Annotated in this window: 16 protein-coding genes; 5 read left to right on the top strand and 11 right to left on the bottom strand. The window is 63.4% G+C overall.

Features of this window, described 5'->3' with window-relative positions:
* Positions 1 to 241: 241 nt before the first annotated feature.
* The 3 genes from NKH95_RS12420 (at position 242) to NKH95_RS12410 (ending at position 4,788) form a co-directional block, all read left to right on the top strand.
* Positions 242 to 2,911, top strand: coding sequence for a DNA translocase FtsK (locus NKH95_RS12420; RefSeq protein ID WP_352772631.1), 2,670 nt, complete (start codon positions 242 to 244; stop codon positions 2,909 to 2,911).
* A 151-nt stretch (positions 2,912 to 3,062) separates the two neighbouring features.
* Positions 3,063 to 3,746, top strand: coding sequence for an outer-membrane lipoprotein carrier protein LolA (locus NKH95_RS12415; RefSeq protein ID WP_128304317.1), 684 nt, complete (start codon positions 3,063 to 3,065; stop codon positions 3,744 to 3,746).
* A gap of 235 nt (positions 3,747 to 3,981) precedes the next feature.
* Positions 3,982 to 4,788: an exodeoxyribonuclease III gene (locus NKH95_RS12410; RefSeq protein ID WP_128304241.1), complete on the top strand. Its 807-nt coding sequence runs from the start codon at positions 3,982 to 3,984 to the stop codon at positions 4,786 to 4,788.
* A 29-nt stretch (positions 4,789 to 4,817) separates the two neighbouring features.
* On the opposite strand, the gene NKH95_RS12405 is transcribed toward NKH95_RS12410, so the two are convergent.
* The 4 genes from NKH95_RS12405 to NKH95_RS12390 form a co-directional block, all read right to left on the bottom strand.
* On the bottom strand, positions 4,818 to 5,597 hold the full coding sequence (locus NKH95_RS12405) for a DUF8692 domain-containing protein (RefSeq protein WP_164892947.1): 780 nt from the start codon (positions 5,595 to 5,597) through the stop codon (positions 4,818 to 4,820).
* A 122-nt stretch (positions 5,598 to 5,719) separates the two neighbouring features.
* Complete coding sequence (locus NKH95_RS12400) at positions 5,720 to 6,772, bottom strand: glycosyltransferase family 9 protein (RefSeq protein ID WP_352891662.1); 1,053 nt, start codon at positions 6,770 to 6,772, stop codon at positions 5,720 to 5,722.
* 284 nt (positions 6,773 to 7,056) lie between these two features.
* Positions 7,057 to 7,512, bottom strand: a complete 456-nt coding sequence (locus NKH95_RS12395; protein ID WP_023811239.1) for a cyclic nucleotide-binding domain-containing protein — start codon at positions 7,510 to 7,512, stop codon at positions 7,057 to 7,059.
* A gap of 120 nt (positions 7,513 to 7,632) precedes the next feature.
* Positions 7,633 to 8,316, bottom strand: a complete 684-nt coding sequence (locus NKH95_RS12390; protein WP_013528898.1) for a response regulator transcription factor — start codon at positions 8,314 to 8,316, stop codon at positions 7,633 to 7,635.
* 144 nt (positions 8,317 to 8,460) lie between these two features.
* Here NKH95_RS12390 and NKH95_RS12385 point away from each other — a divergent pair, with 144 nt between their 5' ends.
* Entirely contained in the window at positions 8,461 to 8,997 is a 537-nt protein-coding gene (locus NKH95_RS12385; RefSeq protein WP_206638052.1) for a L,D-transpeptidase family protein, read from the top strand.
* A gap of 136 nt (positions 8,998 to 9,133) precedes the next feature.
* On the opposite strand, the gene NKH95_RS12380 is transcribed toward NKH95_RS12385, so the two are convergent.
* On the bottom strand, positions 9,134 to 9,400 hold the full coding sequence (locus NKH95_RS12380) for a hypothetical protein (RefSeq protein ID WP_023811237.1): 267 nt from the start codon (positions 9,398 to 9,400) through the stop codon (positions 9,134 to 9,136).
* A gap of 131 nt (positions 9,401 to 9,531) precedes the next feature.
* Between NKH95_RS12380 and gcvA the strand changes: the two genes are divergently transcribed.
* On the top strand, positions 9,532 to 10,467 hold the full coding sequence (gcvA, locus tag NKH95_RS12375; RefSeq protein WP_023811236.1) for a transcriptional regulator GcvA: 936 nt from the start codon (positions 9,532 to 9,534) through the stop codon (positions 10,465 to 10,467).
* Between the two features lie 96 nt (positions 10,468 to 10,563).
* Here gcvA and NKH95_RS12370 read toward each other — a convergent pair whose 3' ends face one another.
* The 6 genes from NKH95_RS12370 to tsaD are packed head-to-tail and all read right to left on the bottom strand — an operon-like array spanning position 10,564 to position 14,585.
* A complete protein-coding gene (locus tag NKH95_RS12370; protein ID WP_352891661.1) occupies positions 10,564 to 10,980 on the bottom strand; it encodes a DUF1761 domain-containing protein in 417 nt (138 codons plus the stop codon).
* Positions 10,981 to 11,032: 52 nt separating this feature from the next.
* Positions 11,033 to 11,731, bottom strand: coding sequence for a class I SAM-dependent methyltransferase (locus NKH95_RS12365; protein WP_352891660.1), 699 nt, complete (start codon positions 11,729 to 11,731; stop codon positions 11,033 to 11,035).
* Entirely contained in the window at positions 11,686 to 12,111 is a 426-nt protein-coding gene (locus tag NKH95_RS12360; protein ID WP_352797744.1) for an EVE domain-containing protein, read from the bottom strand. The genes NKH95_RS12365 and NKH95_RS12360 overlap by 46 nt, the downstream gene beginning before the upstream one ends.
* Positions 12,112 to 12,147: 36 nt before the next feature.
* Positions 12,148 to 12,444 carry a YciI-like protein gene (locus NKH95_RS12355; RefSeq protein WP_127296565.1) on the bottom strand — a complete coding sequence of 99 codons (297 nt, stop codon included), beginning with the start codon at positions 12,442 to 12,444 and terminating at the stop codon, positions 12,148 to 12,150.
* 36 nt (positions 12,445 to 12,480) lie between these two features.
* A complete protein-coding gene (locus tag NKH95_RS12350; RefSeq protein WP_352891658.1) occupies positions 12,481 to 13,503 on the bottom strand; it encodes an NAD(P)H-dependent glycerol-3-phosphate dehydrogenase in 1,023 nt (340 codons plus the stop codon).
* Entirely contained in the window at positions 13,500 to 14,585 is a 1,086-nt protein-coding gene (gene tsaD / locus NKH95_RS12345) for a tRNA (adenosine(37)-N6)-threonylcarbamoyltransferase complex transferase subunit TsaD (protein ID WP_352891713.1), read from the bottom strand. The genes NKH95_RS12350 and tsaD overlap by 4 nt, the downstream gene beginning before the upstream one ends.
* Positions 14,586 to 14,632 lie beyond the last annotated feature (47 nt).

The following is a 14,632-nucleotide window of genomic DNA, read 5'->3' as shown; positions in this document are numbered from 1 at the left end:
GGGCCGAGGCCCGATCCTTGTTCCAGACGACAATGGCGGGGCGGCAGCCCGCCATTGTGTCGTTCGATGGAAGCTCCCTCGTCCGTCATTGCTTCATACGGCTCAACCGGCGGTAATGAGGTTTGAGCGTCTCAACCTCTTATAGTTAATGCGCCCTTAACCTTCCCACCGATAGTCTGAGACCCGAATCTGCCGGAATGCGCCCACGCACCCGGCGAGTCCACGACAGACGGGGAAGAGCATGCGTTCAGGGGCTTCAGCACCGCTCGCGCTGGCCGGTACAGGGCACGGCATCCAGGCGTTCGCGCGGCGTCAGGTCGGGCGGCTGGTCGGCGTCGGCCTGTTCGCGCTAGCCGCCTTTGGCGTTGCCAGCCTTGCCACCTGGAATGTCGCCGATCCGAGTTTCTCCCACGCGACGAACAACACCGTCACCAACGCCATGGGCTATGCGGGTGCCGTGTTCTCCGACCTGGCCATGCAGTTCTTCGGCCTCGCCGCCGTCGCGGCCCTGGTTCCGACGGTCATCTGGGGCTTCCTGCTGTTTTCCGCGCGCGGTGTCGACAGGCTGCCCAAGCGCGGGCTGACCTGGTTCGGCTTCGCGCTGCTGGCCGCGGCGATGGTCGGCTGCGTTGTGCCGCCCAAGACCTGGCCGCTGCCCACCGGCCTCGGCGGTGTGTTCGGCGACATGGTGCTGAAGATCCCCGGCGTCGTCATCGGCGGCTATCCGACCGGGCTGATCGCCAGCATCATCGCCATCCTGCTGGCCGCGCCCGCACTGTGGCTCTTCGCCCATGGCTCGGCGCTGATCGGACGCAAGAACGGCTTCGCCGTGATGGAGGACGAGCCCGCCGCCGATCCGCGCGAGGACGACCTTCTGTTCGACAATGACGAGGACGAGGGCGACGAGGGCATCCTGGCACTCGGGGCAATTACTCATTGGTGGCTGTCGCTGCGCGCGTGGATGCACCGCCGCGCCGTGCGCCGCAGGCAGGAGCGGGACGAGTACGAGCCGGAGATGGAGCAGCGCTCCACCGCTTGGCGGCGCGCCGCAGAACGGGTCGAATCGGCCGAGTTTGCCGAGCAGCGGATGAGCCAGGATGGCCGCGCCCGCGTCGAGCCCGAATTCTTCGCCGCCATGGTCAATGACCGCAGCGTCTCGCTCGATCCCGACGATGCCGATATCTTCGAGGACCGCTTCGACAATGCGGGCGAGGATGCCGATTTCGACGATGAACCTGTCGTGCAACGCCGCGGCGCGTCGACCGCCAAGGTACAGCCGTTCCGCTCCGACGCAGCCACCCGCGTCGAGGCGCCGGCGGCGCGCCCCGTGCCCGGCGCCCGTGTGCAGCGCGAGGCGCAGACATCGCTGATCGGCTCGGAAAAGTTCGAAATGCCGTCGCTGCACTTCCTCTCCGAACCGAAGAACGTGGTGCGCGACGCCAGCCTGTCCAAGGACGCGCTGGAACAGAACGCCCGCCTGCTCGAAGGCGTGCTGGAGGATTTCGGCGTCAAGGGCGAGATCATCGCCGTCCGTCCGGGCCCGGTGGTCACCCTCTATGAGCTCGAACCGGCGCCCGGCATCAAATCGTCACGCGTCATCGGCCTGTCCGACGACATCGCCCGCTCGATGAGCGCCATTGCCTGCCGCGTCGCCGTGGTGCCAGGCCGCAACGCCATCGGCATCGAACTGCCGAACGCCAAGCGCGAAACCGTCTATCTCAGAGAGATTCTGGCCAGCCGCGATTTCGAGACGACGAAGGCCAAGCTGGCGCTGGCGCTGGGCAAGACCATCAATGGCGAGGCGGTCATCGTCGACATCGCCAAGATGCCGCACGTGCTTGTCGCCGGCACCACCGGCTCGGGCAAGTCGGTCGCCATCAACACCATGATCCTGTCGCTGCTCTACCGGCTGACGCCGCAGGATTGCCGGCTGATCATGATCGATCCGAAAATGCTGGAACTCTCTGTCTATGACGGCATCCCGCATCTGCTCACGCCCGTCGTCACCGATCCGAAGAAGGCGGTGGTGGCGCTGAAATGGACCGTGCGAGAGATGGAGGACCGCTACCGCAAGATGTCCAAGGTCGGCGTGCGCAACATCGACGGCTTCAACGCCCGCGTCAGCCAGGCGGACAAGAAGGGCGAGAAGATCTCACGCACCGTGCAGACCGGCTTCGACCGCCAGACCGGCGAGGCGATCTACGAGACCGAGAACCTCGATCTCGAGCCGATGCCCTATATCGTCGTCATCATCGACGAGATGGCCGACCTGATGATGGTCGCCGGCAAGGACATCGAAGGCGCCGTGCAGCGCTTGGCGCAGATGGCGCGCGCCGCCGGCATCCATGTCATCATGGCGACGCAGCGGCCGTCGGTGGACGTCATCACAGGCACCATCAAGGCCAATTTCCCGACCCGCATCTCCTTCCAGGTGACGTCCAAGATCGACAGCCGCACCATTCTGGGCGAGCAGGGCGCCGAGCAGCTGCTCGGCATGGGCGACATGCTCTACATGGCCGGCGGCGGTCGTATCCAGCGCGTGCACGGCCCGTTCGTCGCCGATGAAGAGGTCGAGAAGATCGTCGCGCACCTGAAGCTGCAGGGCGTGCCGGAATACCTCGACGCCATCACCGAGGATGACGGCGAGGACGACGACGAGCCGTCGGGCAAGGGTGGGTCCGGTGGCGGCAACAGCAATTTCGAGGATTCCGACGATCCCTACGATCAGGCGGTCTCCGTGGTGCTGCGCGATGGCAAGGCCTCGACCAGCTATATCCAGCGCCGGCTGGGCATCGGCTACAACCGCGCCGCCTCGATCATCGAGAAGATGGAGAAGGAAGGTATCGTCGGCCCGGCCAACCATGCCGGCAAGCGCGAGATCCTGGTGCCGACCGAAGAGGACAAGTTCTGACCAGAAAGCCTGACCCTTGTGACATCCCGGTCCGGCAACCTTGAACCTTTCAAGGCGTTGAAGCGACCAAGGGACGCCTGACCCGCCAAATTTCAGCCTAACTGGGGGTCCAAGCACAGAACAACTCAGGAATCAGATGAGAGTGACCGACATGAAAAACGATCTTTCAGCGCTCAGCACATTTGCTCCCTCCCGGCGTCAGTTGCTGGGCCTCGGCCTGGCGTTTGCGGGGGCGGCAGCCTTCAACGCGGTACCCGGCTTCCAGGTGCTGGCCTCGGCGCAGGCGGCCGTGCCGGCCGCGGCACAGAAGATCGCCGACCACTTTTCCTCGGTCAAATCGATGAGCGGCGAATTCGTGCAGTTCGGCCCCAAGGGCGAGCAGACCGGCGGCAAGTTCTTCCTTGAACGGCCGGGCAAGATCCGCTTCAACTATGACGGCTCTTCGAATTTCCGGGTGATTTCAGACGGCAAATCGGTGGTCATCCTGAACAAGAGGCTCAACACGTCCGATCTCTATCCGCTGTCGAAGACGCCCCTGAAGCTGCTGCTCGACACCAGGATCGACCTCTCCGGCGATCGCGTCAAAAGCGTCAAGCAGGAGGATGACCTCACCACCATCCAGCTCGCCGACAAATCGGTGTTCGGCAATTCGAGGATCACCATGATGTTCGATCCGAAAACCTTCGATTTGCGGCAGTGGACGATCACCGACGCGCAGGGCAAGGATACGACGGTGATGATCTTCAACACCAAGGAAGGTGTCAGCTTCGCGCCGGATACTTTCGCCATCGACTACACGGCGAACCGCGAGCTCAACACCAACAAGGCGCGCTAGAGCAGTTCACCGTTTCACGGGAACGACGACCCGCTCCAACTCCTTGTTCCTGGAATTGCTCTGGCTTCAAACGCTCAATAGCTGTGGAAAGCACCGGGCCGCGCCTCGTCGGGCGTGGCCCGGCTTGTCTTTGCGGCCCGCGGCTGGCAATTTCCCGGGCTGACTCCGTCAAAAGGCGTCTTCCCCGCCGGGACCCCATCGGTTCTGGCCGGCTGCACGCTGTCCTGGATTGCCAATGCCCTTCTCCATCGCCACCTGGAACATCAACTCCGTTCGCCTGCGCATGCCGATCGTCGAGCGCCTGCTCGTCGAGCATGCGCCCGACGTGCTGTGCCTGCAGGAAACCAAGGTTCCCGACGAACTGTTTCCCGAAAAGGCTTTCCGCAAGCTCGGCTACGAGCACATCGCCTTCCATGGCCAGAAGGGCTACCACGGCGTCGCGACGGTGGCGCGGCGGCCGATCGAGGTGGTCGAAAAGCGACGCTTTTGCGAAATCGAGGACAGCCGGCACCTCTCGGTCACGGTGCGGGCCGGCGGCAAGGCGATCCTGCTCCACAATTTCTACGTTCCGGCGGGCGGCGACGAACCGGATCCCGTCATCAACAGGAAGTTCAAGCACAAGCTCGACTTCGTTGCCGAGATGAATGCCATCCGGGCAGAACATGACGAGGTGTCCGGCTCGGTGCTGGTCGGCGACCTCAACATCGCCCCGCTCGAGCATGACGTCTGGTCGCACAAGCAATTGCTCAACGTGGTCAGCCACACGCCGGTCGAGACAGAAAATTTCGAGGCGATGCGGCGCGCCGGCGACTGGGTCGACCTGATGCGGCTCAACGTGCCGCATGAGCAGAAGCTCTACACCTGGTGGAGCTATCGCGCGCAGGATTGGGAGCTGTCCAACCGCGGCCGCCGTCTCGACCACGTCTGGTCGTCGCCGAACCTGGTGCCCAGCTTTTCCGGCTACGAAATCCTGCGTCCGGCGCGCGGCTGGGAGCGCCCGTCGGACCATGTGCCTGTGATCGCGCGGTTCGATCTGGACTAGCCTGCTTGAAGATGCGGGGCCTGCGGCAGTCAGTCGGTAGAGGTGGAGTCGGCTGGATCCACCCACGGACGGCCCAATCGTGTCACCATCGCCGCGTACCCAACGGCACCTGCCGCCCAAAGGAAGATGCCAAGCTCTTTGACGACGTCTTCGGCGATGGCGGCCGCAGAACCAGGGGTAGGAAACAGCTCTCCGAGCTGGTCAATCGATGCTGACATCGCGAGCAGGAAGCCTGCGGCCACAAAGACGATCGTGCCGTCGAATGTCTTTCGTCGCAGCCGAAAGAACCAGAACAACCCGGCGGCGGCGTAGACAATCATCGGAACGATCTCCGGTATCCCTACAATGGGCAGCACGTCCTCATGGATCAACAACAGGTCATCGAGGCCCAAGAACAGGGTAAGACCGCCGAGAAACGTGCAATCCCATCGATGCGTGAGCAGGCCAGCAAACAGGGTGGCAGCGCCGGTGCCGATCCATAGCGAAGCACCCAGGGACGAAATCCACCCCGTATAGAAGCCGACTTCGGCGGCTGCAGATGGATCTCGATAAAAGATCCAAGCGTCCAGGCCACGAATTTGCGCGATGAACAGCGCGGCTAAGAGCATCGCAACATTAATCGCCGTCGCCGCCAGTACGACCAAGCGCCAGGCTATTATCCATTCGCCGCCATGCTTTGTGTTCAGCGCGTTGTTCTCTGGCATTGCTATTCTCATTGAGGACTGAGAGGAACTCCACTGGAACCAAAGTACGACAGCCGCCAGATTTGCCGCCGAGAACTTCGCCTGCATTGTGCCGGTGGTCACCATGATTGCAGCGCTTCGCCCCACCGAACCCATTATACCATGGCGTCGATGTTCAGGTGAGGCTGGCCTGCAAATGGCCGACCTGAATCTCAACGCGCTTCGAAGCGCGCCAAATGAATTCAAGTTCAAACCGCGCGCTTCAAGTCTTCATGCATGTCGTTATCGCGAAATTGCTGGACTGACAGGCCTGCGAGATCCGGCAGATGGGGATGGTCGCGGCGGCGCGTCGCCAGCATCCGTTGCGCCGCTTCGACGATTGTCGACGCAGGCACATCGGCGACCAGGCCGGTCGGGCTTGCAAGACGGGATTCGATCACGTCCACGCAGTTCGAAAGCGGCCTCCAACGGGCCATGTTGGCGCCGCCACTGAGGATAACCATCGGCGTCATCACGGTTGCCATGAGATGTGCGGTACCGCCTTCGGCGCCGATGTAAAGATCGGCAAACTCGCCGAGCGCCAGCAAGATGTCACCGATATCGACACCCTCGATCGCGGCGGAATCGACAAGCCGCAGCTTCGGTACGCGCTGAGCCAGTTCAGCCATATCGGGACCATCGCCGGGAGTTTTCACATAGAGAAGGTCCGCCCCGTCGGCGATCAGGCTGTCGGCGATCGCGGCAACCTGATCCGCCGACATGCGCTTGCTGGCGCTGCCGTGCGCCGCGATAATGATCAACGGAGCATGCTTGCCGTCCGCAAGGCCCCTGGCCGCCGCTCGCGCGGCCGGGCCAGGCTCCAGCCGATGATCGAAAGGCAGCCGCTTGCCGGCAAGGCGTTCGATGAGGCGGTGGTAGCGCCAGGCATTGTGCCCGGGTCGTGCTTCAGGCCTTTGGCCCAGGCGCCAGGAAAGGGCGAAAGCCGGAAAGTTTGCCTCATAGGCGATGCCGCGGCCGAGCAGTGATGCCGAGGCTTGAAGCAGCCAACGCGCCGAGATGCGGAAATCGACCACGGCCAATCGCCCCTTGCCGTTGCGGTGACCGGCGATCAGGCGCGCCAGGGGCGTCCGCACATTGATCGCATCGACCAAATGGCCGGCATGGCGATTGAGGCTATGTTCAAGGGACGACGACCGGGTGGTTCCGTAGACGATGAAACTATCGGGGAATGCCGTTCTGGCGGCGCGCAAAGCCGGAATCCGGATTAATCCGTCGCCGAACGCGTCATTGCGGGAATACAAGATAATCGTCTCGTACCGCCCTGATGGCATGGCTCGCTCCCCCCAGGAGCCTGGTGGTGATGGCGCCTGCTGTGCCGGCCGCCTTCGAGGTGCTTTAGGATTTCACCTCATGCCTGTCAACGGACCCTTGCCCCTGGATCCGGGCGTCCGGATGAACGAACCTTGGCGATTCCCGCTCCGGCCGCAGTGCGCCACGATCAGGTCATCGCGGCCAATGTCGTTGAAAAGCGCTGCCGCGCTTCCGCCTTTGGCCGCGACACAACAGCTTCGCAGGCGGGCAGCCTTCAGCCAGAGAAGCGCGGCGCCAGTTCCTCGATGCGGCGGATCATCGCCTGAAATTCCTCCGAGATGCGCTGGTGGAGCTTGACCGCGATCTCGGGATATTCCTCCAGGATGCGGCGGAACATCTTGCGGCTGAGCCGCATCACTTCGGAATCGATCTCGGCCGAGGCGCTGGTCAACCGGTTGGTGTCGGCGATCAACGCCAGTTCGCTCAGGATTGTGCCGGGGCCTGCCGTGCCAATTGGGATGCGTTCACCACCCTGCTCCCGGTAGAGCACGATGCGCCCACTGACGACGATATAGGCGGAATCGGCCTCATCGTCCTCGCGATAAAGCTTGTGGTTGGCAATCAGCCTGGTGTTCTCGGCGCCAAAGGCGAGCAGGCGCAATTGTTCCTGCGTGAAGCCCTCGAAGAGCCTCACGGCGGACAGGACGCGGATGTCGTCATCCAGCGCCATCTAGCTATGTCCCCGAACCGACAGTCCGACTCCTCCTCTGCGAGTTCGATCCAAACCACCCTCCAACTGGATCGTACCCGAAAGCGGCCCCGCCCGACCGCTCATTGGATAATGAAATGTTTAAGGAACCAGCTTGTAGCCGCCGCTTTCTGTCACAAGAATTTCCGCATTGGAAGGATCGCGCTCGATCTTCTGGCGCAGCCGGTAGACATGGGTTTCCAGCGTGTGCGTGGTGACACCGGAATTGTAGCCCCACACCTCCTCGAGCAGCACGTCGCGCGTCACCACCTTCTGGTCGGCGCGATAAAGATATTTGATAATCGAGGCTTCCTTCTCCGTCAGCCGCACCTTGCCGCCGCGCGGGTCAAGCAGCAGTTTCTGGCTGGGCTTGAAAGTATAGGGCCCGACCGAGAAGGTGGCGTCCTCGCTCTGCTCATGCTGGCGCAGCTGCGCCCGAATGCGCGCCAGCAGCACGGCAAAGCGGAACGGCTTCGTCACATAGTCGTTGGCGCCGGCCTCGAGACCAAGAATCGTATCCGAATCGGTGTCGTGACCGGTCAGCATGATGATGGGCGCCTTGTAACCGCCCTTGCGCAGGATCTTCACCGCTTCGCGGCCATCCATGTCGGGCAGCCCGACGTCCATGATGAGCAGATCAATGAGGCCGCCGCGCGCTGCGGCGACACCTTTTGCCGCAGTCGATTCCTGCAGCACGTCGAATTCCTCATAAAGGGACAATTGCTCGACCAGTGTGCCGCGCAGGTCATCATCATCGTCGACGATCAGTATGGTGCGTGAAGTCATGGATCAATCCGTTGTTTTGAAAAGAAAATTCAGTTGACCGCTGCCTGTTTATGCGGAAGCTGACCGGCGCAACAGCCGTTCACAGTGATTTGTTCCGTGGCACGATCATACAAGAAAAAACACGATCGCAATGCAGCCGGCGCAATTTTGCGAAAAGGGCTGCGTGTGCTGACCGTGCGGGCCAGGCCTGGGCATTCAAGCCAGGGCCTGCTGCAGGCCGGGAAAACGGTGTTTGCCTGTGCGTTGGGGCGCGGTGGCATCTCGGCCGGCAAGCGCGAAGGCGATGGCGCCACGCCGCTGGCCGCGATGCGGATACTGTCGGGGTATTTCCGGGGAGATCAGTTCTCCAGCGGCCGCAGGACCCGTCTGGCGATGACGCCGATCGGGCCCGATCTGGGCTGGTGCGAAGTGCCTGACGACCGCAACTACAACAGGCCCGTCAAGATACCCTATGGCGCCAGCCACGAACGCATGCGGCGCGACGACCGGCTCTACGACGCCTGTCTTGTGCTCGACTGGAACCTGTCGCCGCGCCGGCGCGGGCGCGGCAGCGCCATCTTCTTCCATCTGGCGCGCCCCGGCTTCACGCCGACGCAAGGCTGTGTGGCTGTCACGGCTCGTACGATGGCGCGACTGCTGCCACTGCTGTCGGATCGGACGGTGGTGAGGGTGGTAAGATAGTAGGGGAGTAGGGGAGTAGGGGAGTAGGGGAGTAGGGGAATAGGGGAATAGGGGAATAGGGGAGTAGGGGAGTAGGGGAGTAGGGGAGTAGGGGAGTAGGGACAGTCCCGGCGCAGCCTTAATTTTTCCTATTCCCCTATTCCCCTATTCCCCTACGACCAGGTTTCTGCCAACCGATGTCGAGCAGGCCCAGCCGGCCAAGTTCTCTGTCCATTGCGCGAGCGACGTCACGGCGCTCGCCGCCGATATCGCGCAGTTGGCGATCGGAGAGATCCTCGACGTCCTGGTAGGCAATGTCGCGGCGGGCGAGGCGTATCGCGACCCGGGCGTGGCGCAGCCAGTCGAGGGTTTCGGCCAGCCAGGCCGGGCGGGGTGTCGATGAATTCAAAACGATGATGGACATGGTTATGATCCGTTGTCTCCGGATATCAAATCCGGCTTGATGATGTGTCGATGATGGGATCATGCCAGATTGAAATCCCTGCGAGAAACGAGTAGTTTTCTCTGGATCATCAAGTTTTATTTGAGGATAGGATGGCTCGTCTTCTGCCCGGGACTCGTGCCTTGAGGACGCTGGAAGCAGCGGCCCGGCACCTCAATTTCACCCGCGCCGCCGACGAGCTCGGCCTGACACCGGCCGCCGTCAGCCATCAGATCAAGGAAATCGAGGATCAACTCGGGCTGGTGCTGTTCACACGCACCAGCCGCACCATCCGGCTCACCGAGGCGGGGACGGTGCTGTTCGACGCCTCGGCCGACGCGCTCGACCTGCTTGGCCGGGCCGTTTCGCGGGCGCAGAAGCTGGCGCGCGGCACCGCCCTTTTGAAGGTAACGCTCGACGCGCAGTTCGCGTCAAAATGGCTGATGCGACGCGTCGACGATTTTCGCAAGCATCACCCAGATATCGAATTGCGATTCGACATTGCCTATGAAGTGCGGGATTTCGAACTCGATGACATCGATGTCGGCATCCGTTTTGGCGCCGGGAAATATCCGGGTCTTCGCACCCACCGGCTGTTCGACAACATCCTCATTCCGGTGTGCAGCCCGAGCCTTTTGACGTCCGGTCCGCCGCTGCGTGAGCCGCGCGACCTCTTCAATCACACGCTTGCGCATATCGAATGGTCGCGGCAAGGCGTGACATGGCCCAACTGGCGGATGTGGATGGCGGCGGCAGGCATCAATGATTTCGACGACAGCCGGACCGTCGTCTTCGGAAACTCCACGGATGCCGTCCAGGCAGCGCTCGACGGCAATGCCGTTGCGCTCGCCGATTTCGCCATGGTGGCGAACGACCTTTCCCTGGGCAGGCTGGTGCAGCCTTTCGAACTCGGCCTGCGGGTGGCGCCCGAGTTCGCCTACTTCCTGGTCTATCCCGAAAATACCGGCGACGATCCGCGCATCGTCGCCTTTCGCGAATGGATGCTCGAGGAAGTCGCCAAGACGCGGACCACGGACAAAGGGCAGTAGGGCAGTAGGGCAGTAGGGCAGTAGGGCAGTAGGGATTGCAGTCGGTGCCGTTTGCCCCTATTCCCCTACTGCCTTACTGCCCTACTCCCTTCTTGATCAGGTTGCCGCCGCGCCGAACCAGCCGATCACGGCGCCGATGATCAGCAGCACGCCGAGCCAGTGGCCGCCGTCGATGAGGGTCAGGTCCCAGCCGAAATTCTCGTAGCGATGGTTGACCGAGAGCGTCGTGGCGACGAAACCCAGCCAGAGCACGAAGCCGAAGACCAGGCCGGCAATCCATGTCGGCTCGCCGCCGGTCATCGCGCCGACGACCAGCGCCAATATGTACGCCATGACCAGTTCGGCGATGAAGCTGATGACGAAGGGCAGCGGCGATTTCTTCATCGTCGCCGGATCGAGCTTGGCGGCTTTCAGCCACGGCTTGCTCAGGCCCATGTACCAAGCGGCGCCGAACAGCCATGCCAGAATTGCGGCGGCGATCACCGCCAGCCAGTTCACTGCTGAAAAATCCATGAGCTTCCCCCTCCAGATGCGAACTTGATGGAACGCCTGTTCGGCGTTGGCGTCAAGCAAACCGCCAGACAGTAGTATGCTTGACGAGCGCATCCTCCAGTGCCCGCGTGACGGCCACCTCATAGACCGCAAGCGGCTCCAGCCCTGCCTTCGGCAGATACGACCGTCCGGGATCGCCGACGAGGATCTCGGCGCCGCGGGCCTTCAGCGTTGCGAACCATGGCATCAGCCGGTCCGCGAAAGATTTGTCGTAGAAAACATCACCGGCCAGGACCACGTCCCAACCTGCATCGGTGCCGATGCAATCCGTGCCGAGGAATTCGGTCCCGACACCGTTGATCTCGCTGTTGAGCCGGATCGCGGTGGCACAGAACGGATCGATGTCGGTTGCGATCACCTTGGCGGCACCTGCCTTGGCGGCAGCGATGGCGACGAGGCCGGAGCCGGAAGCGAAGTCGAGCACGCGCTTGCCCCGCACCGTGCCGGGATTGTCCAGGACATAGCGGGCAAGGCCCTGGCCGCCGGCCCAGGCAAAGGCCCAGAAAGGCGGTGGCAGGCCGATCTCGACCAGCTCATCCTCGGTCCGCTGCCACAAATCATGCGCTTCGTCGGCAAGATGAAGCAGGATCTCCGGCACGTGCGGCGGCGCCATCAGCGCCGTGTTGTCGAGAATGAATTGCCTCGCGCTGTTGGGCGTCAGCGCCGTCACGGAGCCGGCGTCAAGCCGCCCATGCGGCAGACTTCCTTCCATTCGGCCGGCGTCACCGGCTGCACGGAAAGCCGGCCGAGCCGCACCAGCGCCATGTCGGCAAGCTTCGGATTGGCCTTGACCTGTTCCAGCGTCGGCGGGTTCGGCACATCCCTTACGGCGCGGATGTCGACGCATTCCCAGCGCGGATCGTCCGAGGTGGTGTCGGGATGGGCAAGCGCGCAGACTTCAGCGATGCCGACGACGTTCAGCCCTTCGTTGGAATGGTAGAAGAAGCCGAGATCGCCGATCCGCATGGCCTTCATGTTGTTGCGCGCGGCGTAGTTGCGCACGCCGTCCCATTGCGTACCGGCCTTGCCCTTGGCCTTCAGCATCTCGAAGGAGAACTTGAATGGCTCGGATTTGAACAGCCAGTAGTTCATGTCTTTCTCCTCCTAGGAGTCGCGCGGCGACCGGGATTAACTAGCCGCCGGCTTGTTGAACGTCCAGTTCCACGGGCGGATTTCGACGCTTTCGAACAGCCCGGCCTTGGCGTAGGGGTCGGCCGCCGACAGAGCCTGCGCACCTGCCAGGTCGGGCGCTTCGACGACCACGAGGCTGCCATTGGGCTTGCCCTCGGCATCAAGGAACGGACCAGCGAAGGCCAGCTTCTTGTCGCCGTTCAACCCTTCGAGAAAGGCAATATGCTCGGGCCGCGTGTCGAGGCGCACCTGCAGGCTTCCGGGCTTGTCCTTGCAAATTACAGCAAACAGCATGGTTCTCTCTCCTGGTCTCGGGTTCAAGGTTGGGGATCAATCGTTGGTTTCGGTCTTCAGCGGCCGGGTCATCAAGGCCGTCACAGCCTGCCGGACGGTGATGGCACCGTCCAGTATGGCGGCGACGGCGGCAATGATCGGCGCGTCGATGTTGCGCTCGGTGGCGATGCGGGCAGCGATCGCCGCCGTCGGCACGCCTTCGGCCAGCGGCAATCCGGCAAGCGGCTTGCCTTGCCCGAGCGCCAAACCATAGGCGAAATTGCGCGACTGGGTGGACGAGCAGGTCAGCAGCAGGTCGCCAAGGCCGGAAAGCCCCATCAGCGTCTCGGGCCTGGCGCCGAAGGCAGCGCCGATGCGGCGCAGTTCGACAAAGCCGCGCGTCACCATTGCGGCCTGGGCGCTGGCGCCGAGACCCGCGCCAGCGACAGCACCTGCGGCAATGGCGAAGACGTTCTTCAAGGCGCCGCCGATCTCGACGCCGATCAGGTCGTCGTTCGAATAGCAGCGTAGGTTTTCGGCGGAAAAGCGGGCGGCGAGATCGGCGGCCAATGCCTCGTCGCGGGCAGCGACCACAACGGCCGTCGGCAGGCCGCGGGCGACGTCGGTGGCGAAGCTCGGACCCGACAGAGCGGCAACCGGATTTAGCGGCAGGATTTCTTCGACGATCGCCGACAGCAAGGCGCCGGTCTCGCTTTCGATGCCCTTGGCACACATAACCAGCGGGACACCGGCCGGCATATGGTCCTTCGCTGCCGCCAGCGTAGTCCGCAGCGACTGGGCCGGCGTCACCGCCAGCACGCAGTCGGCACCGTCGAGCGCGGCTTGGACGTTGCTGGTCGCCACGATGCCGGGCTGGAGCGTAATGCCCGGCAGATAGCGCGGATTTTCGCCACGGTCGATCGCGGCGACGGTCTCCGGGTCGCGCGCGTAAAGGCGGACGAAATGCCCGGCGCGCAGCATGGCCAAGGCCAAGGCAGTGCCCCAGGCCCCGCCGCCGAGCACGGCAACGCGCCAGCCGCTTGGCGCGGTGTCGTTGCCGCTCATTGCGCGCTCGTTCATGCCTTGGCTCCGCGCCGGCCGGAGCCGACCATCGGCGCCGAGATGCTGTCCAGCGGCCAGCGCGAGCGCGGCACGAAATCGAAGCCGTTTTCCTGCGCCATGCCGGCGCGCAGCCGCTCGATGCCGGCCCAGGCGATCATCGCCGCATTGTCGGTGCAAAGCTTCAGCGGTGGCGCAATGAAGGTGAAGCCGGTCTCGGCACAGAGCCGCTCCAGCATGATCTTGATCGTGCGGTTGGCGGCGACACCACCGGCAACGACGAGGGCCGGGTTTTTCGTGCCGGGAAATGTCTCGCGAAAGCGCTTCAGCGCGCGGGAAACGCGGTCGGCCAGCGCATCGGCGACCGCCGCCTGGAACGAAGCGCAGATGTCGGCGACATCCTGGTCGCTCAGCGGCGCAATGGCGCTCGCCGCCTGGCGCACGGCGGTCTTGAGGCCGGAGAAGGAGAAGTCGGGCTGGGCCGAGCCCTTCATCGGGCGCGGAAAGGCAAAGCGCGAGGCATTGCCGGCCTGTGCCGCCTTCTCGACATTCGGTCCGCCGGGATAGGCCAGGCCGAGCATCTTGGCCGTCTTGTCGAAGGCTTCGCCCAGCGCGTCGTCGATGGTCGTTGCCCAGCGCTGGTAGTCGCCGACGCCGCGCACGGCGACGATTTGCGTATGGCCGCCGGAGACCAGCAGCAAGAGATAGGGAAAGTCGAGCCCGTCGGTCAGCCTTGCGGTCAGCGCATGGCCTTCGAGGTGGTTGATGGCGATCAGCGGCTTGTTCGCCGCCGCGGCGATTGCCTTGGCGGTCATCAGCCCGACGATCAGCCCGCCGACCAGGCCGGGACCGGCTGTGGCGGCAATCGCGTCGATATCGGCGAGCGCCGTGCCCGAATCGGCAAGCGCCGCCTCGATGATGCCGTCCAGCGCCTCGACATGGGCACGCGCGGCGATTTCCGGCACGACGCCGCCGAACGCGGCATGCTCCTCGATCTGGCTGAGCACGATGTTGGACAGGATTTTTGGCGCGGCGTCGCCGTCGATGGCCACCACGCTGGCGGCGGTCTCGTCACAACTCGTCTCTATGCCCAGCACGCGGATCAATTCGTCGCTGTCCCTAAAGATTGTATCATGGGGCTTTCCCCGTT

Source organism: Mesorhizobium sp. M0848, assembly GCF_040319805.1.
Classification (GTDB): domain Bacteria; phylum Pseudomonadota; class Alphaproteobacteria; order Rhizobiales; family Rhizobiaceae; genus Mesorhizobium.
This window is presented reverse-complemented; position numbering and strand designations above follow the sequence as displayed.

Bases quoted from the DNA above. Each gene is read 5' to 3' on its own strand.
- NKH95_RS12420 (WP_352772631.1), top strand. From the start codon at position 242: ATGCGTTCAGGGGCTTCAGCACCGCTCGCGCTGGCCGGTACAGGGCAC.
- NKH95_RS12415 (WP_128304317.1), top strand. From the start codon at position 3,063: ATGAAAAACGATCTTTCAGCGCTCAGCACATTTGCTCCCTCCCGGCGT.
- NKH95_RS12410 (WP_128304241.1), top strand. From the start codon at position 3,982: ATGCCCTTCTCCATCGCCACCTGGAACATCAACTCCGTTCGCCTGCGC.
- NKH95_RS12405 (WP_164892947.1), bottom strand. From the start codon at position 5,597: ATGGTGACCACCGGCACAATGCAGGCGAAGTTCTCGGCGGCAAATCTG.
- NKH95_RS12395 (WP_023811239.1), bottom strand. From the start codon at position 7,512: ATGGCGCTGGATGACGACATCCGCGTCCTGTCCGCCGTGAGGCTCTTC.
- NKH95_RS12390 (WP_013528898.1), bottom strand. From the start codon at position 8,316: ATGACTTCACGCACCATACTGATCGTCGACGATGATGATGACCTGCGC.
- NKH95_RS12380 (WP_023811237.1), bottom strand. From the start codon at position 9,400: ATGTCCATCATCGTTTTGAATTCATCGACACCCCGCCCGGCCTGGCTG.
- gcvA (WP_023811236.1), top strand. From the start codon at position 9,532: ATGGCTCGTCTTCTGCCCGGGACTCGTGCCTTGAGGACGCTGGAAGCA.
- NKH95_RS12370 (WP_352891661.1), bottom strand. From the start codon at position 10,980: ATGGATTTTTCAGCAGTGAACTGGCTGGCGGTGATCGCCGCCGCAATT.
- NKH95_RS12365 (WP_352891660.1), bottom strand. From the start codon at position 11,731: ATGGAAGGAAGTCTGCCGCATGGGCGGCTTGACGCCGGCTCCGTGACG.
- NKH95_RS12360 (WP_352797744.1), bottom strand. From the start codon at position 12,111: ATGAACTACTGGCTGTTCAAATCCGAGCCATTCAAGTTCTCCTTCGAG.
- NKH95_RS12355 (WP_127296565.1), bottom strand. From the start codon at position 12,444: ATGCTGTTTGCTGTAATTTGCAAGGACAAGCCCGGAAGCCTGCAGGTG.
- NKH95_RS12350 (WP_352891658.1), bottom strand. From the start codon at position 13,503: ATGAACGAGCGCGCAATGAGCGGCAACGACACCGCGCCAAGCGGCTGG.